At 63.0% G+C, this 21,557-nt stretch carries 17 protein-coding genes and 2 pseudogenes; 10 read left to right on the top strand and 9 right to left on the bottom strand.

Annotation, left to right across the window (positions count from 1 at the left end; genetic code table 11):
- Nucleotides 1–267 precede the first annotated feature (267 nt).
- Nucleotides 268–1,185 (bottom strand): universal stress protein, encoded by a 918-nt coding sequence (locus FHY18_RS00805; protein ID WP_259149394.1) that lies wholly within the window; start codon nucleotides 1,183–1,185, stop codon nucleotides 268–270.
- Nucleotides 1,186–1,199: 14 nt separating this feature from the next.
- Nucleotides 1,200–2,141 carry a bestrophin family ion channel gene (locus FHY18_RS00800; RefSeq protein ID WP_259149392.1) on the bottom strand — a complete coding sequence of 314 codons (942 nt, stop codon included), beginning with the start codon at nucleotides 2,139–2,141 and terminating at the stop codon, nucleotides 1,200–1,202.
- A 184-nt stretch (nucleotides 2,142–2,325) separates the two neighbouring features.
- On the opposite strand from FHY18_RS00800, the gene FHY18_RS00795 reads away from it, so the two are divergent.
- From FHY18_RS00795 to FHY18_RS00770, 6 genes are all read left to right on the top strand, one after another.
- On the top strand, nucleotides 2,326–3,765 hold the full coding sequence (locus FHY18_RS00795; RefSeq protein ID WP_259149390.1) for a PAS domain-containing sensor histidine kinase: 1,440 nt from the start codon (nucleotides 2,326–2,328) through the stop codon (nucleotides 3,763–3,765).
- Nucleotides 3,758–4,402, top strand: coding sequence for a response regulator transcription factor (locus tag FHY18_RS00790; protein WP_259149389.1), 645 nt, complete (start codon nucleotides 3,758–3,760; stop codon nucleotides 4,400–4,402). The genes FHY18_RS00795 and FHY18_RS00790 overlap by 8 nt, the downstream gene beginning before the upstream one ends.
- 421 nt (nucleotides 4,403–4,823) lie before the next feature.
- Nucleotides 4,824–5,918, top strand: a complete 1,095-nt coding sequence (locus tag FHY18_RS00785) for an alpha/beta fold hydrolase (RefSeq protein WP_259149388.1) — start codon at nucleotides 4,824–4,826, stop codon at nucleotides 5,916–5,918.
- A gap of 220 nt (nucleotides 5,919–6,138) precedes the next feature.
- A complete protein-coding gene (locus tag FHY18_RS00780; RefSeq protein ID WP_259149387.1) occupies nucleotides 6,139–6,540 on the top strand; it encodes an alpha/beta hydrolase in 402 nt (133 codons plus the stop codon).
- Nucleotides 6,541–6,593: 53 nt separating this feature from the next.
- The gene (locus FHY18_RS00775; protein ID WP_259149382.1) at nucleotides 6,594–7,691 is read left to right on the top strand and encodes a carboxymuconolactone decarboxylase family protein; all 1,098 of its coding nucleotides are present in this window, start codon (nucleotides 6,594–6,596) and stop codon (nucleotides 7,689–7,691) included.
- A 155-nt stretch (nucleotides 7,692–7,846) separates the two neighbouring features.
- Entirely contained in the window at nucleotides 7,847–8,857 is a 1,011-nt protein-coding gene (locus tag FHY18_RS00770; RefSeq protein WP_259152441.1) for an aldo/keto reductase, read from the top strand.
- A 3-nt stretch (nucleotides 8,858–8,860) separates the two neighbouring features.
- On the opposite strand, the gene FHY18_RS00765 is transcribed toward FHY18_RS00770, so the two are convergent.
- The gene (locus tag FHY18_RS00765; RefSeq protein WP_259149380.1) at nucleotides 8,861–9,754 is read right to left on the bottom strand and encodes a LysR family transcriptional regulator; all 894 of its coding nucleotides are present in this window, start codon (nucleotides 9,752–9,754) and stop codon (nucleotides 8,861–8,863) included.
- A 74-nt stretch (nucleotides 9,755–9,828) separates the two neighbouring features.
- Here FHY18_RS00765 and FHY18_RS00760 point away from each other — a divergent pair, with 74 nt between their 5' ends.
- The 3 genes and pseudogenes from FHY18_RS00760 to FHY18_RS00750 all read left to right on the top strand — a co-directional run.
- Entirely contained in the window at nucleotides 9,829–10,425 is a 597-nt protein-coding gene (locus FHY18_RS00760) for a flavodoxin (protein ID WP_259149378.1), read from the top strand.
- Between the two features lie 10 nt (nucleotides 10,426–10,435).
- The gene (locus tag FHY18_RS00755; RefSeq protein WP_259149376.1) at nucleotides 10,436–11,428 is read left to right on the top strand and encodes an aldo/keto reductase; all 993 of its coding nucleotides are present in this window, start codon (nucleotides 10,436–10,438) and stop codon (nucleotides 11,426–11,428) included.
- 149 nt (nucleotides 11,429–11,577) lie between these two features.
- Nucleotides 11,578–12,309 (top strand): annotated as a pseudogene (locus FHY18_RS00750) (IS3 family transposase); the annotation flags it as partial.
- A 283-nt stretch (nucleotides 12,310–12,592) separates the two neighbouring features.
- Here FHY18_RS00750 and FHY18_RS00745 read toward each other — a convergent pair.
- Together FHY18_RS00745 and FHY18_RS00740 are read right to left on the bottom strand one after the other, a co-directional pair.
- Nucleotides 12,593–14,965 carry a peptidoglycan-binding protein gene (locus FHY18_RS00745; protein WP_259149375.1) on the bottom strand — a complete coding sequence of 791 codons (2,373 nt, stop codon included), beginning with the start codon at nucleotides 14,963–14,965 and terminating at the stop codon, nucleotides 12,593–12,595.
- Nucleotides 14,966–14,989: 24 nt separating this feature from the next.
- Nucleotides 14,990–15,619, bottom strand: coding sequence for a lysozyme inhibitor LprI family protein (locus FHY18_RS00740; RefSeq protein WP_259149374.1), 630 nt, complete (start codon nucleotides 15,617–15,619; stop codon nucleotides 14,990–14,992).
- A 298-nt stretch (nucleotides 15,620–15,917) separates the two neighbouring features.
- Between FHY18_RS00740 and FHY18_RS00735 the strand changes: the two are divergent.
- Nucleotides 15,918–16,412 (top strand): annotated as a pseudogene (locus FHY18_RS00735) (integrase core domain-containing protein); the annotation flags it as partial.
- Between the two features lie 136 nt (nucleotides 16,413–16,548).
- Here the strand turns inward: FHY18_RS00735 and FHY18_RS00730 are convergent.
- The 4 genes from FHY18_RS00730 to FHY18_RS00715 are packed head-to-tail and all read right to left on the bottom strand — an operon-like array spanning nucleotide 16,549 to nucleotide 21,510.
- Nucleotides 16,549–17,595 carry an XdhC family protein gene (locus tag FHY18_RS00730; protein ID WP_259149372.1) on the bottom strand — a complete coding sequence of 349 codons (1,047 nt, stop codon included), beginning with the start codon at nucleotides 17,593–17,595 and terminating at the stop codon, nucleotides 16,549–16,551.
- Nucleotides 17,596–17,642: 47 nt separating this feature from the next.
- Complete coding sequence (locus tag FHY18_RS00725; RefSeq protein ID WP_259149368.1) at nucleotides 17,643–20,030, bottom strand: xanthine dehydrogenase family protein molybdopterin-binding subunit; 2,388 nt, start codon at nucleotides 20,028–20,030, stop codon at nucleotides 17,643–17,645.
- On the bottom strand, nucleotides 20,027–21,022 hold the full coding sequence (locus tag FHY18_RS00720; RefSeq protein ID WP_259149366.1) for a xanthine dehydrogenase family protein subunit M: 996 nt from the start codon (nucleotides 21,020–21,022) through the stop codon (nucleotides 20,027–20,029). Before FHY18_RS00720 ends, FHY18_RS00725 begins: the two co-directional genes overlap by 4 nt.
- Nucleotides 21,019–21,510, bottom strand: a complete 492-nt coding sequence (locus FHY18_RS00715) for a (2Fe-2S)-binding protein (protein WP_259149365.1) — start codon at nucleotides 21,508–21,510, stop codon at nucleotides 21,019–21,021. Before FHY18_RS00715 ends, FHY18_RS00720 begins: the two co-directional genes overlap by 4 nt.
- Between the last annotated feature and the right edge of the window lie 47 nt (nucleotides 21,511–21,557).

Genomic DNA, 21,557 nt, shown 5'->3' with positions numbered 1-21,557 from the left:
AGTTGCCGCGTACAAACATGGCATCGCATGAAGCCGCCTAAAACATGAGGCCCCGTGCACGTGTGTCGGACAGGAAGTCCTCCAGGCTGCCTGGCTCGGCCAGGCCGTTGTCACCGGCAGGCTTTGTATCTCCTTGCTGCCCAGTGACAGTACGAGTTTATGAAGCAGCAGGGGCCGAATTGGGTTTTTCATCGTTGCCGGAGGCGGCGGGGAATCACTGGATGCCGGGGCAGCCGTCCGACTGCCGCTGCCCCGCCGCGCGCTCCCTCAGGCACGCAGCCGCTGCGTCGCCGCACTGCGGCTGCGCGTTGTGGGTGCACGGTCGCTGCCGGCGCCGAGGATCGGGCGGCGCAGGTGCGGCGATGGCAGGCAGATCAGCACGCACGGGGTTTTGGCCAGGGCCGATTGCAGCGAAGAGCGCCAGACGCCGCGGCGCACGAGTGCGTCGTGTTCGACCACCAGCACATCGGCGCAGGCGCGCTTGAGCAGGCCGGCGATTTCGCGGCGCGGATTGCCGACCGCGACGTGGATGCGCACGCGCAGGTCGTCATCGTCGGGCAGCTGCTGGACCAGATCGCTGAGCCAGTTGCTGGCTGCGCCTTCGCTCAGCGGCTTGTCGTTGAACAGGCTGTCCACCAGCAGCCCTTCGCTGACCTCCGGCACGACATGCAGCAAGTGCAGGTCGGCGCCGCGACGGCGTGCCAGGGCGGCGGCATCGCGCAGCGATTCCAGGCTGGTTTCGCGGCCGGTGATCCAGCAGGCGACATGGCCGCCGACGGCGCCGTCGCGCGGGATCGCATCGGCATAGGGCAGGGTGAGCATGGGCGTGGCCACGCGCTGCAGCACGCGCGCGCGCAGCGAGACATGCAACGGGCGCGGCAGGCCGGTGCGCTCGGACGGCGGCATGATCAGCAGCGCGTCGTCGCGGCTGCGGCAGAACGAGACGATGCCGGCGGCGGCAGGGCCACCGGCGAGGGCGCGCTCGCAGCCCGGGTAGTTGGACGCCTCGGCAAAGAAGGAATCCAGCGACTGCTGGGCCTGTGTGCGCTTGCCCTTGGCGTGCACGTGCAGGATGGTCAGGCGCGCACGCAGGCGGTCCACCAGTTGCGCCACGGTCGGGATCGCGGCATGGCAGGTCTCGGAAAAGTTGGTGGCGAAGATCAGGTGGGTGGGGGTGGTCTGCATGGCTGGCTCCGTGGTCAGTAGATGAAACCGTCGATGGCGCGCACCTCGCGCAGCGGTACGCGCTGGCCCAGCATCTCGCGCAGGGTGAGTTCGATGCCGCGCGACAGCGCGGTCATCGGGGTGTCGTGCACGGTGTTCTCGAATGGGTCTTCGATGGCGCTGCTGGCGCTGTCGATGGCGATCAGGGTGAAGCTGATCAGCACCGAGGCGATCGGCATGGCCAGGCCCATGCCGGCGATCAGGCCCAGCGGCACCAGCCAGCAGTACATGTTCACCAGCGTGCGCGGCAGCGAAGAGAACTGCCGTGGCAGCGGGGTGTTCTTGATGCGTTCGCAGGCACCCTGGATGTTGGCCAGCGTGGTGAGGTTGGCGTCCAGCGACGACCAGCGCAGGCTGTCGAGCATCCCCCAGTCGCGCGCCTGTTGCAGTTGTTCGCCCAGCCGCAGGGTCAGCGCATTGGGGATGTTGGCGTAGCCGCGCAGCTCGTCGGCGCGTGCCTGGCCGAGCAGGCCGGCCAACTCGGGAAACGGGTTCTGCCGGCGCAGATGGCAGCGCAAGGCATGCACGAAGGCGACCTGGTGCACCACGATGTCGTCGCGCAGTGCGGCCTGGCGCGGGTCGGCCGGATTCACATCCAGCGCGGTCAACGCCTGGCGTGCGATGGCGCGCGAGGTGTTCACCAGCGAGCCCCAGAGTTGGCGCGCCTCCCACCAGCGGCCATAGGCCGCATTGGCGCGGAACGCCAGGAAGATGGTGAGCGCCGAGCCAAGCTGGGCCAGCGGCAAGGCTTCGATCGACAGCCACTGCCAGCCGAAGAAGGTGTACAGCACGGCCACGGCGCAATCGAACGCCAGCAACACCAGCAGGCGCTTGTAGGTCTTGGGCCAGATGCGTCGCAACGGAAACGTATCGCGGGTGATCATGGGGAAGGCGGCATCGACGTGGGGTAGGGGCATTACACCCAGCCTCCACGGTCGTGTCTGCCATCCTTGCGCCAGCGTTGGACAGTGCACGCACCGTCCGAACGATGCGCACGGGCTATCTTTCGATAGGGTGAAATCCGCACGCCTGGCCACGATGCTGTGGCATCAACCACAGCGAGAGAGGAGCGGCATTGCAGCGCAAGTGCAGGGGTAGGCAATGGACAGACTGAGACTGCCGTTCAAGTGGCGCGGGCAGGTGGTCAAGCTCAATCGCGGCCCGACGCTGTGGGCCTCGCTGGCGATGCTGGCCTCACTGGTGTGGGCGGAGTGGTACTCGCACCTGGGCGTCTCGCTGGGGCTGCTGTACATCCTGCCGGTGGTATTGGCGGCCACGGTGCTGTCGCGGCGCGACATCGTCATCGCCGCGATCGCCTGCGCGGTGTTGCGCGGCTTGTTCGTGACCGACGAAACCCTGGTCGAACAGGCGCTACGCTTCTTCATGGCGACGATTGCCTATGCCGGTTGCGGCCTGCTCGTGGCCGAAATCAGCCGCACTCGCCGGGTGATCCTGGCCCATTACGTGCAACTGCGCGCCGAGCAGCGGCTGCGCCGACGGCTGGAGCGGCAATTGCGGCTGCTCGCCGAGAGCAGCCCGGCGGCATTGCTGACCGTGGCCGGCGACGGCCGCATCGTGGCAGCCAACCGCGCCGCGCACGAGATCCTGGACATGGCCGAGGAGGGCGGGCTGGAAGGCCGCGCGGTGCGTGAGTTCCTGCCGCTGCTGGACGATGCGCTGAGCATGAGCGCCAATCTGGATGGCATGCGCACCTCCGCCAGCACCTGGGGCTGCCGCAGCGACGGCACCCGCTTCCCGGCCACCACCTGGTTCTCGGTCTACGAAGACAGCGCCGAGCGCCACCTGGCCGCGATCCTGGTCGACACCAGCGAGGAAGTACGCGCGCGCGAATCGGCGCACTTCGACGATGTGCTCAAGAACAATCGCCTGCTGGCCGGTGCGGTGTCGCACGAGATCCGCAACCTGTGTTCTGCGGCCGGCGTGGTCACCTCCAACCTGGCGCGGCATCCGGCCATCGGCGAAGATCCGGACCTGGCCGCACTGCGCAGCCTGGTGTCGGCATTGATGGAGCTGGCGTCCTTCAACCTGCGTCGGCAGCTGCCCGACGAGGCGCATGAAACGCGGCTGCAGACGCTGTGCAGCGAACTGGACGTGATCATTCGCTCGGACTGGGAGGACGTCGACGGCCAGCTGGTCATCCAGATCCCCGCCGACTTCCCATCGGTGCACGGCGATCGCCATGCGTTGCTGCAGGTGTTGCTCAATCTGGCGCGTAATTCGCTGCGTGCGGTGCAGGCGCTGCCGCCGCAACGCCGCCAGTTGATCGTCAGTGCGCGCCTGGAACAGCAGCGCGCCGTGCTGAGCGTGCGCGATACCGGCACCGGCATCGCCGAGCCAGGCCGCCTGTTCCAGCCGTTCCGCAGCGACAGCGACGGCTCCGGGCTGGGCCTGTACATCTCGCGTGCGCTGATGGCCAACCAGGGCGGCCTGCTGCGCTATGCGCCGGGCGGGCAGGGCGCATGTTTCGAGCTGCATCTGCCGCTGGCACATGCCCCCTATGCGGAGGCGCTGGATGGATGAGTCACGGCGTGCACCGGTGCGGCTTTATCTGCTGGACGACCACACCTTGTTCCGCGAGGGCCTGCTGCGCCTGCTCGGTGCCGATGCCCGCTTCGAGGTGGTGGGGCAATCCGGCACCTTGGCGCAGGCCATCGTGCAGATCGCGTCGCTGATGCCGGACGTGGTCATCCTCGACTACGACATGGGCGAGTACAACGCGCTGGACTACATGCGGCGCCAGGCAGAGCAGGCGCGCCGCCCGGCCACACTGGTCGTTACCGCCGGCCTGCCCGAACGCGACGCACTGGCGTTGATCCGGCTAGGCGTCTCCGGCATCTGCCGCAAGGACGTTTCCACGGATGAACTGATCGACAGCATCCACGCCGTGGCAATGGGCCGGGTGCTGATCGACCAACGGTATCTGCAATCGCTGGTGGCCCAGGGCACCCACGAAAGCCGACCCAGTTTCACCGACCGCGAGCGCGAAGTGCTGCGCGGCCTGTTGCGCGGGCAGTCCAACAAGTTGATCGCCCGCCAGCTGGGCAGTTCGGAAAGCGCCATCAAGGCGACCTTCCAACAGCTGTTCAACAAACTCGACGTGCGCTCGCGCAGCCAGCTGGTAATGGTGATCCTGCAGGACTATCGTGATCTGGTGTGAGGCGGCGTGTCGCTTCAGCCAGCGCCTGATTTGTTGACTTGGCGAGCAACCCGGAGAGAGAGAGAGAGCAGATTCGTGATGGAGCGAGAGCAGGGGTGTTGGAGCACATCTAAGCGAGTTGGGCCGCGCAGGATCTGAACTTTCCAGCTTCGACAATCGGTCGTGCGTTCGCGATGGAACCCAACCCCGACCTGCCAACTCGACCGCTTGCGCGATGTGGCAGGAGCGGCCGGTCAGTTGACCCACCCCCGATTGAGACGCGCCTGATTGAAGAACGTCTTCGAAGCGCTGCGTCTACTGGCCACTGCCATGCCGTAGGCCTGGCATATATATCCTCCACGCATGAGTGATATGCACTTGCGATCTTCTTCCAGCAGGCTCCCGAGAGTAGATTCCCCTGACGATTTGTCAGGAGTGACCCATGCAGACTCGCACCCGACTCCGCACTCTGGTGCCTGGCGTCCCCTCCGCACTGATCTGGATGGCGGTTTCCCTCTGCACCACGACTGCCATGGCGAGCGAGCCACTGCAGATCGATTCGCAGGGAAGTTTCCTCGCTGGTGGCATGGAAAAGACGGAACCCGGCACGTTCGATCCATTGAAACCCTCCAATCCGGATGGCCAGAGCTACCACGGCGATCACGTCTATGCCTTCTATCAGAAGCCGGTAAATGCGCGTCCGCTGCCGATCGTAATGTGGCACGGCGCGGGCCAGTCTTCCAAGAGTTGGGAAACGACTGCCGATGGGCGCGAGGGCTTCCAGAACCTGTTCCTGCGTCGTCGCTTCACTACTTACCTGATCGATCAGCCAAGGCGAGGCAAAGCCGGCCGAAGCATGGTCGAGTCCACGCTGAAGCCAGTGGCTGATGAGCAGATGTGGTTTAACCAGTTCCGAATTGGCCTCTGGCCGGCGTACTTTGGCGGCAGCCAATTCCCGACAGGGAAGGCCACGCTTGAGCAGTTTTTCCGTTCGGTCACGCCAAATACGGGGCCGTTTGACCTCGGGGTAGTCTCTGACGGGGTAGCTGCTGTGCTGCAGAAGACGGGCCCTGCGATCCTGTTTACCCATTCGCAGGCAGGAGGCCCTGGCTGGATGACGGCGATAAAAAGCCCGAATGTTCGCGCAATCGTAGCCTTCGAGCCTGGCAGCAGCTTCGTGTTTGCCAAGGACGACGCGCCGGCGCCGATTCCCAGTGCATTCGATACGGTCGCACCTTCGGTGGTTTCGCCTGAGGAGTTCAAGGCGCTGACGCGGATTCCCATTCTGGTGCTGTATGGCGACAACATTCCTGACAAGCCCGTTGACCTGCCCGCGCAGGACAGCTGGCGGGCACGGTTGGAAATGGCCCGCGCCTGGCGCGACGCCGTCAATCGGCAGGGTGGGGACGTCACCCTGATCCATTTGCCGGACATGGGAATCCGTGGCAACAGCCACTTCTTGTTCTCGGACCTCAACAACGTCCAGATCGCTGATCTGGTGAGCGAGTTTCTGGAGAACAAGCATCTCGATCGTTGAGCTGACGTGCCTGGTGCCTGAATCGCGCAATGGCGGTTTGCGGAACTTGATCGCTGCGTCGCACGCCGAGGCACCATTCATATCGTGCGCGCATGAGTGATATCCGGCCGATGCTCTATATCCATGCGTGCACGGTGATTAGCGTTACTCCTGATCCCATCTAACGTGCGCGCGCCGCACGCACCGGTATGAGGGTAGCGTCCAAACTGGGAGCAGTTGAATGAAGCACATCGTGCACCCCACGCTGTTGGCGGTGTCTCTTGGCTTGGCGGCAGGCAACGCCACCGCCGCCGACTACAGGCTCAGCCCGTTCAAACTGGCCTATGAAAGCGCGGTTACGCGCAATGTGCTCGACGAGGTCAACGTCCACTCGGTGTCCTATCCGCCGAATGGAATCGAGATCGCGGCCAACTTCTACACAGCAGCCAGCTTCGATGCTTCGCGGAAGTATCCGACCATCGTGGTCGCCCACCCCAACGGCGGGGTCAAGGAGCAGGTGGCCGGCCTGTACGCGCAGCGGTTGGCCGGGCAGGGCTACATCGCGATAACCGCCGATGCGGCCTATCAGGGTGCGAGCGGCGGCCAGCCGCCCACGTTCTACGCCCGGACGCTGGCTCCATGAGCGCGCGTCGTCAATCACCCGCGCAGACTGCTCTGCTGGGCGCTGCATTGAGCATGGCGGCACCATTCGCTTGCGCCGGCGAAACGCCCACGCAGAAGATCACTCAAGCGGGCACGCAGTTATCCGCTGCCGGTCCGGCGGAGAACTTCGTCGGCACGGTGCGGGTGGATCCCCTGTTCCCAGCAGACAAGGAGCTGCAGGCCTCTTCCGCATACGTCAGCTTCGACCCGGGCGCACGTTCGGCCTGGCACACCCACCCCGCCGGTCAGCGACTGGTGGTTACATCCGGCGTTGGGCTGACCCAGGAGTGGGGCAAGCCGGTGCAGCAGATACACACCGGGGATGTGGTGGTGTGTCCGGCCGGGGTCAAGCATTGGCATGGCGCCTCGCCGCACAGCGCGATGACTCACCTTGCGGTGACCGGTGTGGCAGACGGCAAATCGGTGGCCTGGCTGGAGCAGGTCAGCGATGACACGTATCGCCAGGCGTCAGCAAGCATCGACGCTCCCGTTGTCGGGCCGCTTTCGTCCAGGCAGCAGGCGATCCCGCTGATTGCGGCCGCCGCGGCCAGCAGCGACATGCTCCAGCTCAACGCGGCGTTGCGCCGGGGCCTGGATGCTGGCCTGACGCTGAGCGAGACAAAGGAAGTGCTCGTGCAGCTGTATGCCTATGCGGGGTTCCCAAAGAGCCTCAATGCCTTGGGCGAATTGATGAGGGTGCTGCGCGCACGTGAGGCGCAGGGTATCGCCACCGCACCCGGGCAGCCGCCCACAGGGGAGGTTCCCGTGGGCGACGCACTGCGCGCGGTGGGCACCGCCAACCAGACCCGGATCTCCGGCGCCCCGGTGACCGGGCCGGTCATGGACTTCGCCCCCATAATCAACCAGTACCTGCAGACGCATCTGTTCGGTGACATCTTCGAGCGCGACAACCTGGACTGGCAGAGCCGTGAACTGGCGACGGTGGGCGCGCTGGCGGCGATGCCCGGCGTGGAGGCGCAGCTGCGCTCGCACATGGCGGCCAGCCAGCGCGTGGGCCTTAGCCGCGCACAGTTGCAGCACCTGGCCCAACTGCTGCACCACAGCGGCTACGCGGCCGCATCCACTCGCGCATTGCAGGCACTGGAACAGACCCCGGCACCCGGGCCCTGACAGCGCCCTACATGGAGACCGCAATGAACACCCTGCCTACCAACGCCCAACGCCGCTCGCTTTTGAAGGGCGCGGCTACGTTGGCGGCGCTGCCGCTGGCCGGCGCGCTGGCCACTTCCACGGCAAACGCTTTCCCCGCAGCTGCGGCGCCGAAAATGGACGGCCGCCGCATGCTGGGAAAGCTGCAGGTTTCCAGTATCGGGTTGGGCGTGCAGAACATGAGCCGCACCTACCAGACCACCATCCCCTCGCGCACCGAGATGCACCGCATCATCCGTGCTGCGTTCGATCGCGGGCTGACGTTCTACGATGCAGCCGAGGCCTATGGCCCGCATGAAGTGGAACGGATCCTGGGAGAAGGCGTTGCCTCGTTCCGCAACGAAGTGGTGATCGCCACCAAGTTCGGCTGGAACATCGACCTGGAAACCGGTGCCCGTGGCCCGGGCCTGATCAGCAGGCCCGCGCATATCAAGCAAGCGGTAGAGGGCATGCTCAAGCGGCTAGGTACCGACCGCATCGACCTGCTGTACCAGCACCGCGTGGACCCGCAGGTGCCGATCGAAGACGTGGCCGGTGCGATCCAGGACCTGATGACCGATGGCAAGGTGCTGCATTGGGGCCTGTGCGAGATGGGCCTGAAGACGCTTCGCCGCGCGCACGCTGCGCTGCCGGTGACCGCTGTGCAGAGCGAGTACTCGATGCTCTGGCGCGGACCAGAAAAGAATGTACTTGCTGCGTGCGCCGAGCTGGGCATCGGATTCGTGCCGTGGAGCCCACTGGGCGTAGGCTTTCTGACCGGTGCGATCGACGCCAGGACACGGTTTGCCGACGGTGACATCCACGGCATCGAAACGCGCTTCAGCCCGCAGAACATCCAACACAACCTGGCATTGGTGCGCCTGCTCAGAGAGTGGGCCGCGCGAAAGCAGGCTACGCCTGCACAGATCGCACTGGCCTGGCTGATGGCACAGCAGTCTTGGATCGTGCCGATTCCCGGTACCACGCAGATGGCCCATCTGCTGGACAACCTGGGCGCCGGCGAGGTGATCTTCGGCGCAGGTGAGCTGCGGGAGCTCCACGCTGCAGTTGCGGCGGTGGCAGTGCAGGGCGAGCGCCTTCCGCCAGCGGTGCAGGCCTACAGCGACGTAGAGGCGCCGTTGCGGTAGCGCTCAACCCCGATAGCGCAGCGCATCACGCAGCACGGTGAACGCAGGTGATGATTGTCTGCGACTGGGGTAGTACAGGTGGTAGCCAGGGAAGGAGGGGCACCAGTCCTGCAGGACGTGGACCAGGGCGCCTGACTGCACGTGGGCGCGCACCAGATCTTCGGGCATGTAGGCAAGCCCCAGCCCCTCCAGTGCGGCGCCCAGGCGCAGAGCGATGTTGTTGAACACCAGCTGGCCTTCCACCCGCACTTTCAGTTCCTGGCCCTTCTTTTCGAACTCCCACGCGAAAATCCCGCCGTGGGTCGGCAGGCGAATGGTGATGCAGTTGTGCCGGGTGAGGTCGTGCGGTGACTTCGGCTTTGGATGGTGGCGGAAATAGGCAGGCGATCCGACGACTGCCATGCGCAGGTCCGGTCCAACGCGCACGGCGATCATATCCTTGGTCACCTGCTCGCCCATACGGATACCGGCGTCGAAGCACTCGGCCACGATGTCGGTCAGTCCGTAGTCGACGATCACCTCGATGTTCAGGTCGGGATTGGCTGGCAATAGCTTGCCCAGCACCGGTTGCATCACGGTGAGCGCAGCATGCTCACCCGCTGTGATGCGGAGGCGACCGGCGGGCTTGTCGCGGTAAGCGTTGAGCTGCGCCAACTCCGTGTCGATTTCCTCGAAGCGCGGTGAAATCACCCGCAGCAGCTGTTCTCCGGCCTCGGTGGGCGAAACACTGCGCGTGGTCCGGGCAAGCAGGCGCACACCCAAGCGCTCTTCCAGCTGACGCATCGATCTGCTCAGGGCAGGCTGGGATATGCCCAACTGGGCGGCAGCACGGGTAAAGCTGCGCTCCCGCGCCACCAGGACGAACATGGCCAACTGGTCGTAGTTCTCTACGCTCATTGATGCGCTCCAGGTATAAGCGATATCCGATTATGCCTCTGCAAGAATGTGTTTCGGGGGCGTAGATTGGCGCCATGACGATTCCAACCCCTGATCACGGTCGCCGGGCAGTCGTTGCCGCCCTGGCGTCGCTGCCGCTGGGATGCTCTGCTGCGGAGCCGCAGGAGGGCGCGGCAGCGGGTCGATCAAACACAAGGACGCTGGTTGCCTGGTTCTCGCGCTCGGGCAACACCCGGGTCGTTGCCGGGCTCATTCATCGCAGCATGCCCAGCGACCTGTTCGAGATACAGCCTGCCGTGGACTACCCGGCGGACTATCTGGAAACGGTGGCCAAGGCGCGGCAAGAGCGCGACGACGGGGTAGAGCCGGCGCTGCGCACCCGCATTGCCGGCATTGATCGCTATGACACCGTCTACCTGGGCTTTCCAATCTGGGGCGAGACTGCGCCGCCGATCATTCGATCGCTGTTGTCGCAGCACGACATGAGGGGCAGGACGATCGTGCCATTCATCACCCACGGCGGCTTCGGCGTGGGCAGCAGCCTGCGCGTAGTCGCCAGCCACGCACCCAACGCCCGCATCCTGGATGCATTCGTGATGCAGGCCGATCAGGAACGTAACACCATGGAGAGTGTCAACGCCTGGTTGACCGCTCCGCACACTGCACGATGAGGAGTCGACCATGAAGATGCGTACCCTTGGACAAGGCCTTGAAGTTTCTGCCCTCGGCCTGGGCTGCATGGGCATGAGCGCTGCGTATGGCCCGGCCGCAGACAAGCAGGAAATGATTGCGCTGATCCGCACGGCGGTGGAGCGCGGCATCACCCACTTCGACACCGCCGAAGCCTACGGCCCCTTTGTCAACGAAGAACTGGTGGGCGAGGCACTGGCGCCGGTTCGTGACCATGTGGTGATCGCCACCAAGTTCGGCTTTGACATCGACCCGCTGACCGGTGCTCGCGGCGCAGGTACCAATAGCCAGCCCGCACACATCCGCGCAGCCGTCGAGGCCAGCCTTAAGCGGCTTCGCACCGAACGCATCGACCTTCTGTACCAGCATCGCGTTGACCCGGCGGTGCCCATCGAGGATGTTGCCGAGACGGTGAAGACCCTCATTGCGGAAGGCAAGGTTGCGCATTTCGGCTTATCCGAAGCGGGCGTGCAGACGATCCGCAGGGCACACACCGTGCAGCCGCTGACGGCTGTGCAGAGCGAGTACTCCCTGTTCTGGCGTGAGCCGGAGGAGGAGCTGCTTCCTTTGCTTGAAGAGCTGAGCATTGGCTTCGTCCCCTTCAGCCCGCTGGGCGCGGGGTTTCTGGCCGGCAAGATCGACGAGAACACGCAATTCGATGCAACGGATTTTCGTAATGCGGTGCCGCGCTTCTCTGCGGAAGCGCGCCGGGCCAACATGGCACTGGTTGAAGTGGTGAAGGCGATGGCTGCAGAGAAGGGTGCCACGCCTGCTGAGGTGGCACTGGCTTGGCTGCTGGCCCAGCGATCGTGGATCGCGCCGATTCCGGGCACGACCAAGCTTCATCGGCTGGATGAGAATCTGGGTGCCGTGGATCTGGTGCTAGATGAGGCAGACCTGGCGCGTATCAATGCGGACATGGCCCAGATCAGTATCAGCGGCGCGCGCTTGCCAGAATCGGCATTGAAGATGACCGGCAAGTGAGCGATCGCTGGTCGGTGGGTGGGCTCGGCGAAGGTCCGCTCCTGGCCTAAAGCGGACCTTGTCGCACAGGGTAGGGCAGGGAGCTGCTATCCGATCTCTAGGCTTAGGGATCGTTATCGTGGATAGGGAAGGGCAGCTGTCAGCCTCCTTGCTCAGCGCTTGGCGTGGCGCGCTCGACAGCGCGCTATCGGCGTCGTCCCGATCGCGACGAGGAGGTCATTGCGCTGTTGTCCGAATTGGCCGAGCGCTTTCCCGAGCGTGGTTTTGGGAAGCTGTTTCAGATCATCCGCCGTCGCGGACATGTGTGGAATCACAAGAGGGTTTGGCGCGTGTATTGCCTGATGAAGCTCAATCAGCGTCGTCGCAGCAGGCGTAGGCTCCCTACGCGCTATCCACAACCGTTGGCATGCGGAGCTTGCCCCAATGCCGGATGGTCGATCGACTTCATGTCCGATGCGCTATGGGATGATCGACGCTTCCGCACGTTCAATGTCATCGACGATTTCAGTCGGGAAGCCTTGGCAATCGAAGTGGACTTGAATCTTCTGGCCGCCCGCGTCATCCGCACCTTGGAACGCATCGCAGCCTGGCGCGGCTATCCCGCTAAGCTTCGCCTGGACAACGGACCGGAATTTGTCGCGTTAGCCTTGGCCGAGTGGGCCGAGCGCAAAGGCATCGCATTGGATTTCATCGAGCCGGGGCGTCCGATGCAAAACGGTTTCATCGAACGCTTCAACGGCAGCTACAGGTGCGGCGTGCTGGACATACATATCTTCCGCACGCTGAGCGAGGTCCGCGAACAGCCCGAACACTGGCTGGCCGATTACAACCAACAGATCCCGCACGATAGCCTGGGCAGACTAACGCCCGTTGAGTTCCGTACGCCGGTGCAGCAACTTACACCGATTGCTCTTTATCGAAGCAACGGTGAAGTCACCCAGGTCGCTATGCTTGTGGGGAAGGGCGCAACCGGCAATGTCGACGAAGGGAAGATTCCCAACGCTCCACATCGCGGATCGTTGCGTCAACCCTACGATTGGCGGCTCTTGCACAGGGCCTAACCAACGCACCAGCGATAAGAGCGTGCGGGGAAGCTATCGCCAATCCGCAAGGCGTTGCGGCCTGCCGGTAGCGCATTAGCGGCCACCGGCAGCTCGCTGCGGCTTACATTCCGCGTGCGCGATTCTGTTCCTGCTCGCGGTGCTGGTTCTGGCTCTGCTGATTCTGAGACTGCGTATTGGCCTGCTCCGCTTGGCGGGTGCTGGCCTCCACGGTCTGCGAGATCGCCTGGCTGTGTTCGACCAAAGCGCGGCGTGCAGCCGGGTCGGTCATCTCACCCTGCACCGCGAACACGCCGGAGCCGTCCAGTCGAGCGACCACAGAATCAATTCGGTCCATTCCGGCGGCCTTGGTCGCGACCACCAGCTGACCCGCTGCACGCTCGATCTGCTCATCGTCGCTGAATACCGGACGCATGCCGGCTTGCGCACGCTGCTTTTCCATGACCTGCAGCTTGCCGACCGCCTGCTCGAAGCATGCGTTGTCCAGGTTCGATGCATCACGCATGCTTGGCTCGGCCTTGGGCTGCTGCTTCTCCGCTACCATAGCGTCCAATGCAGCAAGCGTCTTGTTGCCGGCTTTGCCGTCGTCGTTCATCCCATTGGCACGTTGGAATGCCTGAACCGCCGCGAAGGTGTCATCTCCGAAGTAGCCGGTGGTGGAGAGCGGCTTGCCGTCCTTGCCTTGATAGCCAAGACCGGCCAGTTTTTCCTGCATTGCCTTGACCTCATCGCCGCGCTCGGTCTTGGTGAGCATGCCGTCGGCCATGGCGTTCTGCGAAGGCACTGTCCGGGTGGGTGCATTACGGTCCAGGGTCAGACGGTCGTTGAGCATGTCGCCCAGGTACTTGCGGTACTGGTCCGGCTCCAGCTCTATATGGGCATGCACCGCACCCGGCGAACCAGCGTCGGATTGCTTGATCAACGGTGCACCGTACTCGACATAGTCGCCGGACTTGTATGGCGAGCTACCGCGCTCACCATGCAGCACCTGGCCGAGCAGTTCGCGCTCCGGGTGACCTGCCGGATGGCTCCAGATGCTGATGGAGTTCCACTTGTTCTCATTGACTTCCACATAGCCAGCGACTGGATTGGGGATCATCACGTCGCGACGCCATTCCTGATCGGTCAGGATCAGGTCCTTATGAACCAGTGGAATGCCATTACGGTCGCCACTGGTGCGGACGGTTTCCAGCTCCCCTTCAACCATTCCCGAAGCGCGGTCGGCGAGCGCAGCATTGCCCGTGCGCACGGCCTCGCGGTTGGCTTTGGGGTGGTGGATCTGCAGGTCGCGGAAGGCATCTTCGCCCGAAGTGCCATGTCGGATGGTCCGATTGGCATTGTTGTCGGCGCTCCCAAGCGGCTCGACCACCCGGATGCGCTCGCCGGAAGAAAAGTCACGCACCGGTGCGGTTTGTTGCTGCACGGGTGCGGACGGTGCTGCAGGCGGGGGAGCGCGGTGTTCAGTAGGTCCAACGGATACCGGCCCTACATTGCTCTGCTGGCGCACTGCATTGTCCAGCGCATCAAGCGTGTCTTTGCCAGCCTTGCCGTCCTCTGTCAGGCCGTTGGCTTTCTGGAACTCGCGCACGGCGTACTCGGTGTTGGACCCGTAGTGCTTGTCAGGCGACAGCGGCTGGCCGTTCTTGCCGGTGTAACCGGCCTGGATCAGCTTGTTCTGCAGCGCTTCCACCTCAGCACCACGCTCACCCGACACCAGCATTCCGTCGGCCATGGGGTTGGCACGCGTACGGCCGCGCGACTGCTGCGGTTCTTGCTCACCGAATGCTTGCTGGTAGTCCTTGCCCCGATACGGCTCAGGATTGCGATTGACTGCGTCGTAGCGCGCCAGTGCCACCAGATCGCCCTTCTCAGAGACCGCACGATCGCGCAGCCCTGGCCACCAGTCAGGGGAACTCTTGAAGTTGGTCTCGATGTGGCCGACCTTGTAGTCCTGCGCGGCGCGGATGATCTGCTCGTCAGTCAGCTGTGCAAGGTTGTAGTTTTCTCCGTAGGCCTCCCTGAGCCCTGTCTGAAACACCGAACGGGTCAGATCCCGGTACTGGACCGACGTGCTCCACAGCGCATCCTGAACTGCCGCGCCGCGGCCGGACAGGTCAATGCCCACATCCTGCAAGCGCTGCATCTGCTTGTCGTAGTAAAGGGTCTGAATGAAGTCATGCTGGTCCTTGGCGAAACCTCCAGGATCAGCAGCCGCCACTTCCTGCCACTTCGCACCAAACTCCGGAGTGCCTGGCTGTAGGCCGGCGAACCGGCTGCGGTACGCTGACGCCGCGACGTACTCCGCGGCACCACCCGTGTTGGTCGAGAACTGGTAGGTGCCATACGAGATACCGCCATGATCGCCCACGCCGGTCGACACGGTACCTGGACCACGCCCGCCGGATTCACGATGCGCCGAGGTCTGGCCAATATGCCAGCTGTCCATCTTCTGCTTCGCTTGATCAACTACATCCATTTTCTGCACTCCTTTGCGATGGGATTACTTCGAAATCAACGCCTCAAGTGCATCGGCACGGTTGGCGTAACGGTTGATGCGGCAGGATTGAGCGTCCAGCATTTGACCTTGACCCTGTGTGGCGGCGTCGAATTGGCAGTAGCGATTGGTGTCACGCATGTAGGCGTCCTGCTCGTCACCCAGCTTGTCCTTGAATTCGCTATCCGGACCCGCGTCGATGGTCGCGAGCGCAGCACGCATACGTTTCTGCTGCCAAAGGAATTCTTCGTCTGCGCATGCCTGCATCGCCGATGTCACCGCATCGCTGGCGGCCGCGCACTTCTTGAACTCTGGGCGCAGGTTGGCCCGATTGTACGAATCATCCGGCCGATAAGGATTTCCTTCCTCATCGGTGACGGGTGCATCGGCAGCCGTTTTCGGTGACGCGTCCTGTTCGGCGGCAGAGACTACCGCCTCCGGTGCAGAAGCCTGCGACGGGGCAGGGGTTTTAGTCGTGGCGGCTGGTGCGCTCGCCGCTTGCGGCTCCGAAATCGCAGCCGATTCCGTGTGCGGAGCTTGGCATGCCGTCAGCATCACGCTCAGGGCAAGCACGGACCAGCGACGCGTGCAGTCCATCGCGCGGTTGAGAGGAGTACGTGCCTTCAATTCCTGCATCTGTCTGTCTCCTTGAAACTTGTTAGCGATTGGCACGGAACGCCTCGGCTTCACAGACAGGGTTCTGTCTTTCCGTGGTTGCGTTCGGTGAATTGTAGGGGATCTATGTTAAGTTGGTGAGGAGCAACTCTCTAAGCGAGTCAACGATCTTTTAGAGCAAGCGCCCGTGTTGGGATGACTGGTTCGGAGAGCTGTGGATCTCGTTAGTTCGTGTCTCCGTGCAATCGATTGATATCTAAGCAATTACCTGCAGCCCCCTGCATCGAGGCCGCGTAAGTTACGATCAGGGACATGATCTGATTTCGTGGCTGATGCGTTATTCGACGGACGTCGCTTCCGGGCCTTGACCGTTGTGGGCAACTTCACCAAGGAAAGTCTGGCCATCGAAGTGGATCAGCAACTCAAGGGCGAAGACGTGGTGGCCGTGATGGAACGACTGCGACACGAACGCAAGCTGCCGCAGCGCCTCCAGAACGACAATGGTAGCGAGTTCACATCGATGGTGATGGATCGCTGGGCCTACGACAACGCGGTGACCATGGATTATTCCCGGCCCGGCAAACCGACCGACAACCCCTTTATCGAGTCTTTCAATGGCAGCTTCCGGGATGAGTGCCTCAACACGCACTGGTTCCTGTCGCTCGACGACGCCCGTGAGAAGATCGAAAACTGGAGGGTCGATTACAATCATTTCCGGACGCACTCATCGATCGGCGATGTCCCGCCGGCCGAGTTCGCCGCCCGATTCACTTCCCCACTCAAGGCCGAATTTTCCAGTTCTGCGAAGGCCTAACGCGGGGAGAAGGTCACAAGGTCGAGATCGCTACCAACTGATGGCTCTGCTGTCGGGGGCGGCTCAGTGGACACGGTTATCCCGCCAATCTTCGATATGGCGCTGGTGGCATCACACCAAATTCGACGCAAGGCGATCACTTCGACTGGAAACGCCCAGAACGCCATTCTTCCAGTTCTGCGCAGATGCTCAACGCGATCCCAGCCGGACCCGAGCTCCCTAAACGCAAGCCCACGGGAGATCTCAATCTCGGCATCAGGTTTGGGAAGATCGCTGGCTCAAGAAATTTGAGCAGATCTTTTCGACGGCGTACAGGTCCAAGCAGGCCGATAAAGTCGCAAGGGGAGGCTGCCAATGCCTGGAGTGATTCCAGATCAAGTTCGAAGTTGTGGTGCATCAACAGCACCGCATCTGGAGAAAAATCCGTCATCAGGTCCGAGATGGGCACCGATGCGTCGATCGCACTGGTCCCGCTGCGGTCTCGCCATGTCGCTCTGGGTTCTCTGCATTTGGCATGCCAGCCCAGGTTTCCCAACATTGTAGAGAGATAGATTGCCTCGGGACCTGCGCCAAGCAGCAATGCGCGCGGTGGTGGCGCAATCCGAACTTTCCAGCAGGACGACAGGTGGACATTCTCTGGGAGCACTGCAGAAAGCGTTCGTTCGCAGATGTGCGCTGCACAGCTAATGCGTATTTCGCCTGATGCCATAACGGTCAAATCGATCGGGGCGCCGCCCGCGTACCATGTGTCGATTGCATCGTGCAAGCAAGCAGCAGCGCTCAATGGAAATAGCGCCACCAGTTGACGACCGCGGCAACCGGTGGCGCCACCGGAGAACAACGCGCTGTCATCCAGATTATCGATCTCCAGTAGACGCAACGTGTCGGTCTCAACCGTCAGCTCGCCACATGAGAGCAGGGCAGGTTCCAGACAACCACCGCTCAGCCATCCGACTTGCCTACCCGATCCGAACAGCGCAAGCGAGCCTCGCTTGGCATAGACCGAGCCTTCGGTTTCGAGTACGACAGCAAGTGCAGCTGGCACACCGTCCTTCATGCTGGAGTGCGCTGCCGTAAGTACAGTTGCCTGAGCGCCAGCGCTGCGGTCGCTGCAGGCGCGCCAATCACCGTGGATAGGCGCTGATGCCGCAACGTCGGTCTTGATCAGAACGGGCCGGTTCATCAATCAAACCGGTTGCGAAAGTCTGGTGGTCGAAAAGGTCGTGCTCATCAAGCAAGCTTCTCCAGCGTGATCGGCAGGCTGCGAATGCGTTTTCCGGTCGCATGAAAAACGGCATTGCCGATTGCCGGCGCGATCCCGACAACGCCGATCTCGCCCACACCTTTGCCACCGAGCGCACTTGCCTGCAGGTCGGGAACGCCGACAGAGATAACCTGCACGTCAGGCACATCTGCATTGACCGGCACCGCATAGTCGGCAAAGTTCGCGTTGACGGTGCGGCCGTCGCGCTGGTCGATATGTCCTTCTTCGAGAAGCGCCTGTCCAAGACCCATGATCATCCCGCCGATCCACTGGCTCTCCGCCAGTTTCGGGTTGAAGATCCGCCCGCTGTCGAACGCCGAAACCATGCGCTTGACGCGGATCGTGCCGAAATCCTCATCAACGCGGACCTCGACAAACTGCGCGCACCAACTATGTGCCGAGACGCCGCCTTCCAGCGCAGTTTTCAGTTGCGCGAAACTGCGGTCCGCCTCGTTCTTCATTTGCTCGGTGGCATTGGCCGCAAACGTATTGCCTTCGATCTCCAAGCTGCTCTTTCCGACCGCTTTGAGCAGATCGGCAACTGCGATACCGCCACTGCGGCGGCGTGCCGGCCGGATGTAGCCATCCTTGTAAACCAGCTCGGCCAGCTTCGAGCCCGCCAACGGCGAGCGCGGGTCGGTTGCCGCAAGCGACAGCAAGAGTGCGCGCGCATTTCGCGCTGCTCGGTCGACTGCGCCGGCCAGGTTGTTGGCCTGTTGAGACCCACCGGCGAGTGCCGAGCGGGGTAGAACGGTGTCGCCCAAGCGCACCGTCACGTTTGCTGCAGGTACGCCCAGGGCAGTGGCCGCGGTTTGTGCAAGGATGGTATAGGTTCCCGTGCCGATGTCGGTACCGGCACTGAGCACTTCGATCTTTCCGCTGTCGTGCAACACGATCCTGGCTTCACTCGCGGTGCGGATCATCGGATAGGCGCCCGCCGCCATGCCATAGCCGATCAGCTCGCGCCCTTCGCGCATAGAGCGCGGTTTCGGGTTGCGCTTCCACCAACCGATAGCCTCCGCACCAGCCGCATAGGCTTCGCGCAGTTGTCGTGTGGTCCAAGGCAAGCTGCTGCTGGGATCCATGTCGGCCCAATTGGCCAGGCGCAGCGTAATCGGGTCCATGCCCAGCGCGTAGGCCAGCTCGTCCATCGCACTTTCCAGCGCATAGGCGCTTGGATTTTCGCCGGGGCCACGTTTCCATCCAGGCATGACGGTGTGCACCGGCACCACGCTCAGACGGGACGAAAAATTCGGCGTGGCGTACATGATCTTGGTGACGTTGTTGCAGGCCTCCACATGCGCCTCGTCGATCGCCGTCTCGTTCCAGCTTTCGTGAACGATCGCGCTGATTTTTCCTTCCTTGGATGCGCCTATGGACAGTGTCTGACGCGTCGCAGGGCGCCCGCCCAGGCCGGTAAAGGTCTGGGGCCGCGTCAGCGAGACCTTGATGGGCCTTCCCAGCTGCCGCGAGGCCGCGCACGCCAGGCCCACATGCGGATGCGCGCCGATCTTGGAGCCGAACCCGCCGCCTACATACGGCGAGATGACCCGCACCTTTTCGATCGCGATCCCGAGCCACTCCGACACCACGCGCCGCGCACCTCCCACCCACTGACTGGGTTCCCAGACGGTGATCTGGCCATCCTCCCACGACGCGATGCAGGCATGTGGCTCCAGCGGCACGTTGTATTCGCGGGCCGTCGTGTAGGTGACATCAAGCTTGACCTCGGCATTGGCAAGTGCCGCCGCTGCATCGCCCCACGCCGCTCCCATCGCATCGATAACTTGCGCCGTGGCCCTGGGATCGTCGAGGTCGAGAATGGGAGTGGCGTCTTCGTAATCGATCTTGAGCAAGCCTGCCGCTTCGGTTGCCTGTTCGAAGGTTTCTGCAACCACCAACGCGAGATGCATGCCGTTGAATCGGATCACCTCGTCCTGCAGCGGCGTGAACTCCTCGGTTGCACCGCCGCCCTTGCTGTAAACGGTGGGCTTGTTGAGCTTCAATGGGTGCTGTGGGGTGTAGATATCAATGACGCCAGGCAATGCCAGGGCGGCAGCTGTGTCGATGCTGACAACCCGCCCTGCAGGGCGGGTGGATTGCACGGTGACGCCATAGGCCAGGTTCGGCAACGGTTGTTCGATCGCATAGCGGGCGTTGCCGGTAACCTTCAACGGGCCCTCGGCGCGCGACGGACGCGCACCCAGCGACGATTCTGCTTCCGTCTTGGCTGGCACACGCGCTGCGCCGTCCTCGCCGGTCAGGCCAACCCCGGTTGCGGCAACCGTCGCTGCGCCCACGCCAAGTTTGATGAAGGTGCGGCGGTCAAGTTCCAGCTCGGTCTTGTGCGTCATGCGATGTCTCCTATCTGCATCATGGCGCGTGCCACCACGCTGGGCGTCAGAGCGACCTTGAACGCGTTATGCCCACGCGCTTTCGCATCACTGACGGAGGCGGCAGCGGCGGTACGCAGCGTTTTCTCGTCGAACGTGCGGCCTTTGAGCAAGGCTTCGACATTGCGCAACCGCCAGGGCTTGGTGGCCACGCCCCCCACTGCGACGCGCGCTTCGCGAATGGTCCGATTGTCGGCCTCCAATTCAATCCCGACCGCTGCGCTGGCTGCGGCAAATTCATAGGAAGCGCGATCACGCACCTTGAGATAGTGCGAGCGTTTTAGCGCAGGCGAACGTGGAATCTCAATCCCGACGATGAGCTCGCCCGGACGTACTGCATGCTCAAGATGCGGTGTTTGCCCTGGCAGCAGAAAGAAGTCGTCCACTGCTATGCGCCGTTCGGTGGTGGATCCTCGCACAAGCACCACCGCATCGAACGCCACCAGCGACACCGCAAAATCGCCTGGGTAGATGGCAATGCAGGCATCGCTGGTTCCAAGCACGGCATGATTACGGTTCACGCCGTCCATCGCAGCGCACCCGGAGCCTGGGTTGCGCTTATTGCAGTTTGCATAGGCGCCGGGGTCGCGGAAGTAGGTGCAGCGCGTGCGCTGCATCAGGTTGCCGCCAATGGAGGCCATGTTGCGCAATTGCGCCGATGCGGCACGCCACAGGCTCTCGGAGAGAACAGGAGCGAGCTGCTTGATGTCTGGGTGATCGGCAACCCCGCTCATCCTGGCAAGCGCGCCAATACGAATGACATCGGCCGTGACTGTGATGGCGTCCAGGCCCTGCAGTCTGGTGAGATCGACCAGGCGTGCAGGGCGCTCGACATTGAGTTTCATCAGATCCAGCAGGGTGGTTCCCCCTGCGAGGAATTTCGTATCCGGTTTACTGCCTTCGACAATGGCAGTGGCGGCATCTTCTGCGCGCAGGTAGTCGAACGTTCTCATCGTGCGGCCTCGTTCTCGAGGCGGCTGGCTGCGTCGCGTACTGCCGCAACGATATGCGGATACGCGCCACAGCGGCAGAGGTTGCCGCTCATGTACTCGCGAATCTCGCCGTCGGTGCGTGCATGCCCCTCACGGATGCAGGCCACAGCCGACATGATCTGACCAGGCGTGCAGTAACCGCACTGAAAGGCGTCGTGCTCGATGAAGGCGCTCTGGACTGCGTGCATCACGCCATCGGGCCCCTGCAAGCCCTCGATTGTCGTCACCTGACGACCCATGGCCTGCGCTGCCAAGGTAAGGCAACTTAAGACGCGTTCGCCATCGAGATGTACCGTGCACGCCCCGCACTGCCCATGATCGCAGCCCTTCTTGGTTCCAGGTAGGCCGGCATGTTCACGCAGCACGTCGAGCAGTGTTGTACGCACGTCGACACGCAGTTGATGACGCTGACCATTGATGTCGAGCGTCAAGGGAAGGGTGGCTGACATCGCATGTCCTTTCGAAGGTGGGAGTAACGGATCGGGCATGAACACCA

The organism is Xanthomonas sp. 3793, assembly GCF_024806835.1.
GTDB lineage: Bacteria > Pseudomonadota > Gammaproteobacteria > Xanthomonadales > Xanthomonadaceae > Xanthomonas > Xanthomonas arboricola_F.
The sequence above is the reverse complement of the archived record's forward strand: the minus strand, read 5'-3'. Positions and strand labels throughout refer to the sequence as shown.

Coding starts and splice junctions, on each gene's coding strand:
- FHY18_RS00760 (WP_259149378.1), top strand. CDS start 9,829: ATGACGATTCCAACCCCTGATCACGGTCGCCGGGCAGTCGTTGCCGCC.
- FHY18_RS00715 (WP_259149365.1), bottom strand. CDS start 21,510: ATGTCAGCCACCCTTCCCTTGACGCTCGACATCAATGGTCAGCGTCAT.
- FHY18_RS00720 (WP_259149366.1), bottom strand. CDS start 21,022: ATGAGAACGTTCGACTACCTGCGCGCAGAAGATGCCGCCACTGCCATT.
- FHY18_RS00765 (WP_259149380.1), bottom strand. CDS start 9,754: ATGAGCGTAGAGAACTACGACCAGTTGGCCATGTTCGTCCTGGTGGCG.
- FHY18_RS00800 (WP_259149392.1), bottom strand. CDS start 2,141: ATGCCCCTACCCCACGTCGATGCCGCCTTCCCCATGATCACCCGCGAT.
- FHY18_RS00785 (WP_259149388.1), top strand. CDS start 4,824: ATGCAGACTCGCACCCGACTCCGCACTCTGGTGCCTGGCGTCCCCTCC.
- FHY18_RS00780 (WP_259149387.1), top strand. CDS start 6,139: ATGAAGCACATCGTGCACCCCACGCTGTTGGCGGTGTCTCTTGGCTTG.
- FHY18_RS00730 (WP_259149372.1), bottom strand. CDS start 17,595: ATGAACCGGCCCGTTCTGATCAAGACCGACGTTGCGGCATCAGCGCCT.
- FHY18_RS00795 (WP_259149390.1), top strand. CDS start 2,326: ATGGACAGACTGAGACTGCCGTTCAAGTGGCGCGGGCAGGTGGTCAAG.
- FHY18_RS00725 (WP_259149368.1), bottom strand. CDS start 20,030: ATGACGCACAAGACCGAGCTGGAACTTGACCGCCGCACCTTCATCAAA.
- FHY18_RS00790 (WP_259149389.1), top strand. CDS start 3,758: ATGGATGAGTCACGGCGTGCACCGGTGCGGCTTTATCTGCTGGACGAC.
- FHY18_RS00805 (WP_259149394.1), bottom strand. CDS start 1,185: ATGCAGACCACCCCCACCCACCTGATCTTCGCCACCAACTTTTCCGAG.
- FHY18_RS00775 (WP_259149382.1), top strand. CDS start 6,594: ATGGCGGCACCATTCGCTTGCGCCGGCGAAACGCCCACGCAGAAGATC.
- FHY18_RS00740 (WP_259149374.1), bottom strand. CDS start 15,619: ATGCAGGAATTGAAGGCACGTACTCCTCTCAACCGCGCGATGGACTGC.
- FHY18_RS00745 (WP_259149375.1), bottom strand. CDS start 14,965: ATGGATGTAGTTGATCAAGCGAAGCAGAAGATGGACAGCTGGCATATT.
- FHY18_RS00755 (WP_259149376.1), top strand. CDS start 10,436: ATGAAGATGCGTACCCTTGGACAAGGCCTTGAAGTTTCTGCCCTCGGC.
- FHY18_RS00770 (WP_259152441.1), top strand. CDS start 7,847: ATGGACGGCCGCCGCATGCTGGGAAAGCTGCAGGTTTCCAGTATCGGG.